This window comes from Streptomyces sp. ADMS (assembly GCF_033441795.1).
In the GTDB taxonomy this organism is placed as follows: domain Bacteria; phylum Actinomycetota; class Actinomycetes; order Streptomycetales; family Streptomycetaceae; genus Streptomyces.
The window spans coordinates 1-6,774 of record NZ_JAVFVX010000203.1; the positions used below are offsets into that span (position 1 = coordinate 1).

5 protein-coding genes are annotated in these 6,774 nt (G+C 70.5%); all 5 read right to left on the reverse strand.

The window, feature by feature from the left end:
* Window positions 1-686: anchored repeat-type ABC transporter ATP-binding subunit (locus RB628_RS38845; protein WP_318325366.1), on the reverse strand; the 686-nt coding region annotated here is incomplete at its 3' end.
* Window positions 679-2,238: a TIGR03773 family transporter-associated surface protein gene (locus tag RB628_RS38850; protein ID WP_318325367.1), complete on the reverse strand. Its 1,560-nt coding sequence runs from the start codon at window positions 2,236-2,238 to the stop codon at window positions 679-681. The genes RB628_RS38845 and RB628_RS38850, both read right to left, overlap by 8 nt.
* Window positions 2,238-3,770 carry an anchored repeat ABC transporter, substrate-binding protein gene (locus RB628_RS38855; RefSeq protein ID WP_318325368.1) on the reverse strand — a complete coding sequence of 511 codons (1,533 nt, stop codon included), beginning with the start codon at window positions 3,768-3,770 and terminating at the stop codon, window positions 2,238-2,240. The genes RB628_RS38850 and RB628_RS38855 overlap by 1 nt, the downstream gene beginning before the upstream one ends.
* Window positions 3,771-3,856: 86 nt before the next feature.
* Window positions 3,857-5,548 (reverse strand): choice-of-anchor M domain-containing protein, encoded by a 1,692-nt coding sequence (locus RB628_RS38860; RefSeq protein WP_318325370.1) that lies wholly within the window; start codon window positions 5,546-5,548, stop codon window positions 3,857-3,859.
* A complete protein-coding gene (locus tag RB628_RS38865; protein WP_318325369.1) occupies window positions 5,548-6,192 on the reverse strand; it encodes a choice-of-anchor M domain-containing protein in 645 nt (214 codons plus the stop codon). The genes RB628_RS38860 and RB628_RS38865 overlap by 1 nt, the downstream gene beginning before the upstream one ends.
* Window positions 6,193-6,774 lie beyond the last annotated feature (582 nt).

The window sequence follows — 6,774 nt, forward strand, 5'->3', positions numbered from 1 at the left end:
TCGGCGAGGAGTTCGGGGCCGCCCTCGGCGACGACCGTGCGGTTGATCAGCGCCACCCGGTGGCAGGTGCGGGCGGCGGCCGCCAGGTCGTGGGTGGTCATCAGCAGCGCCCTGCCTTCCGCGGCCAGCCGGCCGAACAACTCGTTCAGCAGCTCCTGGGTGGGCACGTCGACTCCGGTGAACGGCTCGTCGAGGAGCAGGATGCGCGGGCCGGCGGCCAGGGCGCGGGCCACCAGGACCCGCTGCCGCTGTCCGCCGGAGAGCTCACCGACGGGCCTGCGCCGCAAGTCGGCGAGCCCGGTCAGCTCCAGTACCTCGTCCACCGCCGCCCGGTCGGCCGCGCCCGGGCGGCGCAGCCAGCCCATCTGCCGGGTGCGTCCGGTGAGGACCGCGCCCGCGATGTCGATGGGGAAGTCCCAGGCGAACTCGTGCCGTTGGGGCACGTACCCGATTCGCTGCCCGGCCTTACGCCCGGTCCGTCCCTGGACAGCCACTTCGCCCCCGGCCAGCGGCACCAGCCCGAGGACGGCCCGCAGCAGAGTCGTCTTCCCGGCGCCGTTGGGTCCGAGGAGCCCGACCAGTTCGCCCGCGTCGACGGTCAGGTCGGCCCGCTCCAGGGCGGTCCTGCCGCCGAGGACGACGGTCGCGCCCGTGACCCGCAGCAGCGGGTCCGCTCTGTCAGCCACGTGCGGTCCTCCTTCGCCTGGCGGCGAGGAAGGACGCGGCGCCCACGCCGGTGAGGGCGACGGCGGCCGAGCCCAGGAGTACGGCCTGACCGGCGCCGGTGGAGGCCATCGAGCCGTCGCTGGAATCGTCGGTCGAAGAGCCGCCCGTGGAGCCGGAGTCGGACGCTGAGCCTGCCGTGTCCGAGGAATCCGAGGAAGAGGAACCGGACGACCCGGACGACCCGGACGTCCCGGAAGTTCCCTTGCCGGAGCCGTCGCCCGGCGTCACCTTGCCGGGGTCGGTGTCGCCGACCGCGAACGTCACCGTCTCCGTGTCGGAGACCTTCGTGCCGTTGGCCAGCGTGCCGCTCATCCTGAAGGTCAGCCGGTACGTTCCTTCCTTGGTGAACGCCCATCCGCCGTGCGCGTGCGTGTTGGCGGGCACGTCGAAGGAGTCCGGCACCCCGTCCTTGCTGTTGAACAGGACGTTCGCGCCCGACATCGCGTCGTACGTGTAGAGCGCGCAGGTACCCGGACCCTCGACTGCCGTGAGCGAGAACTCCACACCGCCCTTGGTCGCCCCGGCCTCGATGTTGTCCGTCGACCAGCCGGGCCACAGCAGCCCCTCCTGCTGCACCTGGTCGAGCAGCCACACCGGGTCGCCGCCCTTGCCGAGAAACACGAACGCGTCGCCCGCCGGAAGGGTGTTCTTTGCCGCGGGCCTGACGTGCAGGACCACGGAGGAGGGTTCGCGCCAGGTGGTCTTCCCCGAGACCGTGCCGTCCTTGATGTGAATCCGCAGCTTGTCGCCGACGACGCGGGCGGCGAAGTCGACGTGGCCCTCGTCAAGAACCTTCTTGTCGGACACGACGTCGGTGGCGGCCGTGGTGGCGGCCAGGACGGTGCGCCGCTCGGCCTCTACCGCCTCCGTCACGGCCTTCCCTGCCGCTGTCGGAGTCTGCGCCTCCTCGTCAGGTATCTCCTCGGCGACCGGCTGCTCCGGGGCCGTGTCCTCCCGGTCCGCCGTGTCCCCGACCACGGCCGTGTAGACGGTCCCGACGGACAGTTCCCGCCCGTCCACTGTCGTGGCCTGGGCGGTGAAGATGACCTGGTACGTGCCGTCCTCGCTGAACTCCCAGCGGGTGTTGCCCTCTTGACCCACCGGGAGCTTGTGCTCGTCGGGCAGGTCGTCCGCGCTGTCGAACAGCAACGCGTCCTCGGCGGTGTCGCCTCCCTCCCCGTCCTCGTCCGAGTACACCTTCAGGTCGCCCGGCCCGTCGAGCCCGGTCAGCGACCACCGCACGGTGTCCCCAGCCACCGTGCCCTCAGGTACGCCGGTCGTGTCCCACCCGGGTGCCGGGGTTTCAGCGACGCCCGCGTCACCGACCTCGATCACATGGGCACCGTCCGCCGGATCCAGGGTCAACACCCCGTCCGCATAGGCGATCCGGCCGAGGCCGGGCCCTGCCGTACGTGCCGTACTGTCGTCCGCGACGGCGGCCCCGCCCCCTGTCAGGGTGGCCGCGAGGACCACCGCCACGGCGACCCTCTGAACCCTCCGCACGCCCCTCATCAGGCATCCTCCCCCAGGCACTTGGCGAGCTCGCTCGCGTTGTGCCGCATCATCGATACGTAGTCGTCGACCTTGTCGCCGAACGAGTCGCCGTAGATCGTGCAGATCCGGACCCCCTCGTCCTCGGCGACCCGGCGCAGCACGTCGGCGCGCGCTGCGAGGTTCGGCTCCAGGAACACCGACGGGACCTGCTTCTCCCGGATGGTGTCGCCGAGTCTCTCCACCTCGGCCGCACTCGGTTCCTGGTTCGGCACGGGCACGACGAAGCCCGCGATCTCCATGCCGTACGCCTTCGCGAGGTACCCGAAGGCGTCGTGCGTGGTGATCAGCTTCCGGTTCTTCTCCGGCACGGTCGCGAGCTTCCTGGCGACCTCCTCGTCGAGGGCGCCGAGCGTTTTCAGATACTCGGCGGCGTTCTTCTCGTACGTCGTCCTGCCGTCCGGATCGGCCTTGATCAGCTCGGCCTCGATCCGCCGGACGTACGCCGCGGCGTTGGCGACGTCCTCCCAGGCGTGCGGGTCCATGTCACCGTGCACGTGCTTGCCGATCACGGCCTGCGGCAGCACCCACAGCTCCTCGCCCGGCTTGCCGAGGAAGGAGTACGGCTCCTCCTTCGGCACGGTCTCCCGGGCCCGGTCGGGCACGTTCAGCACCACGTCGTCGGCCGGGAGACGCTCAGGCTCACCGCTCTTGTCGTCGTCGGCGCGGACGTACACCTTCCCCGTCTCGGCGTTGAGGGCAACGTCAGCGTGTCCGCCGTCGAGCACCCTCGCGCCCTCGGGTGCCTCGGTGTGGTCGCCGACGGTGAAGGTGAAGGTGCCGCTGCCGATCTCCTCGGTCTTCCCGTCCAGGGTCTCGGTCCGCCCCTCGACGGTCAGCCGGTACGTGCCGGGTTCGCTGAAGGCCCAGTTGACGTGCGTGTGCGCCTCGGGCGGCAGGGTGAAGGAGTCGGCGTGGTCGAGACCGTCGGCGGAGTCGATGTACACCTTGGGTCTGCCGAGCGTGTCGGTGAGATACACGCGCAGCTCTCCGGGTCCCTCCAGCTTCGTGGCGGACGTACGCACCTGGGAGCCGTCTCCCGAGACCTCGCCCTCGACGGCCCAGCCGAGCCACAGCACGTCGAGCCCGAGATCCTCCTCCAGCTTGATGACCGTGCCGCCGTACTGCTCCAGCTTCCCGGCGATCTCGATCTTCGGGGCGGACTTCTGGGCGTTGGTGTGGACCATCTTCATGATCCCGGGCTCTTCGAGCAGCAGCCCGTTGCTGAACACGACATCAGCACCGGCGACCTTGGCCGCGTCGCCTGGGCTGGGCTCATACGAGTGCGGGTCGCCGTGGTGCGGCACGATCGAGGTGACGTCGACGCGGTCGCCGCCGACCTGCTCGACGAGGTCGGCGATGATCGCGGTGGTGGTCGACACCGTCAACTCCGCGTCCGACGAACTGACTTGAAGCCCGCTGCACCCGGAGAGCAGGGCGCTCGCCGCGACCAGCACGGCGGCGATGGTGGTGCGTCTGGGGTGGCCCCGCATGGGGCTCCTCCTTCTCTCGAACACGACGATGCCGCGCACGACGGACCGGGTCGCTGCCAGGCGCCGGTCCGTCGCACGCGGAGCTTTCACTGGGCGGTACGGCGACGTCGTACGAAGAACACCGCGCCGCAGCCCACCAGCAGTGCGGCCACGCCGATGCCCCCGATCACACCGACCTGCGCGCCGGTGGAGGCCAGGCTGCCGGCGGGCGAGGTGCCACCGCTGCCGGTGCCTCCGGTCGACGAGCTTCCGCCGGTTCCGGAGGAGGCGGAACCCGGGTCCGTTGCCGAAGCCGATGCGCTCGGCGAGTCGGACGCGGACTCCGAAGGGGACGCGGACGCGGTCGGCGTCGCGGAGGCCGAGCCCGACGGGGTGGCTGTCGGCGTTGCCGTCGGCTCGTCCCCCTCACCCGGCTTCACGGTCGACGGGTCCTCGTTGTCCCCGACCACCCAGGCAATGGTCTCCGTGTCGCTGACCTTCGTGCCGTCCGCGAGAGTCGCGCTGACGGTGAAAGTGGTGCGGTAGACGCCCTCCTGCGCGAACGTCCACACGGTGTGACGGTGGGTCGGCACGGACAGGTCGAAGCTGTCCGGCAGCCCGTCCCCGCTGTGGGCGTGCATGGTCACCGAACCGACCGAGCCTTCCGTGAAGACGCTCAGCGCGCCCGGGCCGTGGACGGCGTCGAGCCGGAAGGCCACACGGCCGTCGATCTCGGAACTCTTGAACTGGTCGGTACTCCAGCCTGGCCAGACGAGACCGTCGACCTGCTGGATGGGCAGCCACCACACGGGGTCGCCCACGGGCCCCAGGAACTCGTACCCATCGGTGATCTTCCGCCTGGCCGCGGGCTTCACGTGCAGGACGACCGTCTCGGGCTCGCGCCACGCGTGGTCCTGCGCCGTACCCTCCCTGATCTGGAACTGCAGCGAGCCGTCGACCGGGCGCGCGGCCAGATCCAGGTGACCGTTGTCGATGACGTGTGCGGCCGGTGCGGTCGGCGTCGCGCTCGTCGAGGGCGGGACACCTGTCGGCGTGGAGGACGTCGGGGGCGTCGAGGGCGTCGGCGTGGAGCCGTCGCCGGGCAGTACGTCGTTCGGGTCGACGTCGTCACCGACCACCACGGCCAGTGTCTCGGTGTCGGTGGACCCCCCGACGGTCACCGTGAACGTCAGCCGGTAGACGCCCTCCCTGGTGAACTGCCAGACGGGAAGCAGCCGTTCCTCGTCGCCGGGCAGTGTGAAGGCGCGCTGGACGGAGGCGACACTGCCGAGGCAGGGGATCGCCGGGGCGTCCATGCTGTCCATCTCACGGGTGTACGTGGCCAGACCGAAGTCCCCGGGCCCTTCGTATCCGGACAGGGCTACCTCGGTGTCACCTCCCGCCTGGGAGCCGTTCCAGCCCGGCTCGGGGGCGAAGATGTTCTCCGCCTCCCAGCCGTTGAGCTGCCAGGTGTCCATGTTGGTCGTACCGAGCGCGATGGCCACCGGGTCCAGAGTGGACTGCAGGGACGACTGCACCGCGTGCAGCACCACCGTGGAGGGCTCACGCGCGACCGTTGTGCCGCTGCTGCGGTCGTCGATCTGCAACTCCAGCTTTCCGTCGACCGGTCGGGGCGTGAGATCGAGCTCGCCCTCGTCGAGGACGACGGCACCGCCGGCGGCGCGGGCAGGCCCGCTGCCGCCGGCGGCGGCCAGCCCTGCCGCGCCCCAGAGCACCGCGGTCGCCACGAGGAGCGCCGCACTTGTGCAGGCGCGTCTGCCGCGCGTCAGGGCCCGCATCACGAGCTGACGGCGACGGTGTACGTCTCGGTGGCGGACTCCGTCACGCCGCCGGCCGTGCCCTGGACGCGGAAGGTGAGCTGGTAGGTACCGGCCTCCTCGAAGGCCCAGTTGGCGTGGTTGTGGGTGGCGACGCCGAAGGTCCGGGACTTGAAGGTGGTGATGGCGGTGTTGCTGTCGAACCAGCGGCTGCCGCTGCCCGCGTAGACGCTGAAGTCGTCGGTGGCGGCGCCGTCGCGGGTGGCGCTGACGAGGGTGTAGGTGACGGTGTTGTTCGCGAAGACCCCGGTGGTGAGGTGCTCGGTGGAGATGCCCGGGAAGAGCACTCCGGCTGCGTCGGCCTCGGCCTCGGTGTCCGGGAGCAGCCAGATCTGACTGCCGGAGCCGAGGAAGCCGTAGCCGGGGTTGGCGACCTTCGCCGCCGCCGGCACCGACAGGGTGACGTCGGCCGGCTCGTACTCGGTTTCGGTCTCCTCGTCGTGGACGTGGAGGTGCAGGTCCGCGCCGTCCCACTCGGCGTCGAGGACGTCGACATGGCCGCTGCTCAGGGTGGTGGCGGCGAAGGCGGAGGTGTTGAGACCGGCCGTGGCGAGCGCGGCGGCGGCGATGCCGGTGACAGTCAGCAGGCGTCTGCGGGTACGCAAGAGAAACCCCCATGGGTCATGTTCATGCCCCCTCGGGCACAACTAAGACGATAATCATTTTCAACAGAGGGGGCAATGGGATTGCCGTGTCACCTGGATGCGTCAACGGTCGACCGGCACTGCAACTGTGAGGACCAGTCACGCCGAGACCCATCCGCAGCGGTGGCGGCCGGCGATCGACGGGAACGGTCACCAGCGTCGTTCATGGGATCGGCGCTCTGCAGCCGAAGAGAACGGGGCCCGTTGAACGACCGCGACCGGGAGGCGCCCCTCGGCAGCACCGGCAGCAGCGCTCGGCGGAAGAGCCTGCCCGGTGCCGCACTCGGCGACGCGGTCGACGCCGATCCGCTCCCCGGCGCAGCACTCTCCGCACCCTCGGCGTGCCCCGCGCACCGCGCTCCCCGCCGAGCCCGATCGTCATGACCCGCTGACGCCGGTCAGGGACGCCGGTCCCAACTGGTCCCCGGGAACGACCAAGGGCCGGTTTCGGATGTCTCCGAAACCGGCCCTGACCTGTGACTGTCTCCAGTCGGGACGACAGGATTTGAACCTGCGACCCCTTGACCCCCAGTCAAGTGCGCT

What these genes read in the sequence shown, in the direction of transcription:
- RB628_RS38850 (WP_318325367.1), bottom strand. Translation starts at nt 2,238, where the DNA reads ATGAGGGGCGTGCGGAGGGTTCAGAGGGTCGCCGTGGCGGTGGTCCTC.
- RB628_RS38855 (WP_318325368.1), bottom strand. Translation starts at nt 3,770, where the DNA reads ATGCGGGGCCACCCCAGACGCACCACCATCGCCGCCGTGCTGGTCGCG.
- RB628_RS38860 (WP_318325370.1), bottom strand. Translation starts at nt 5,548, where the DNA reads ATGCGGGCCCTGACGCGCGGCAGACGCGCCTGCACAAGTGCGGCGCTC.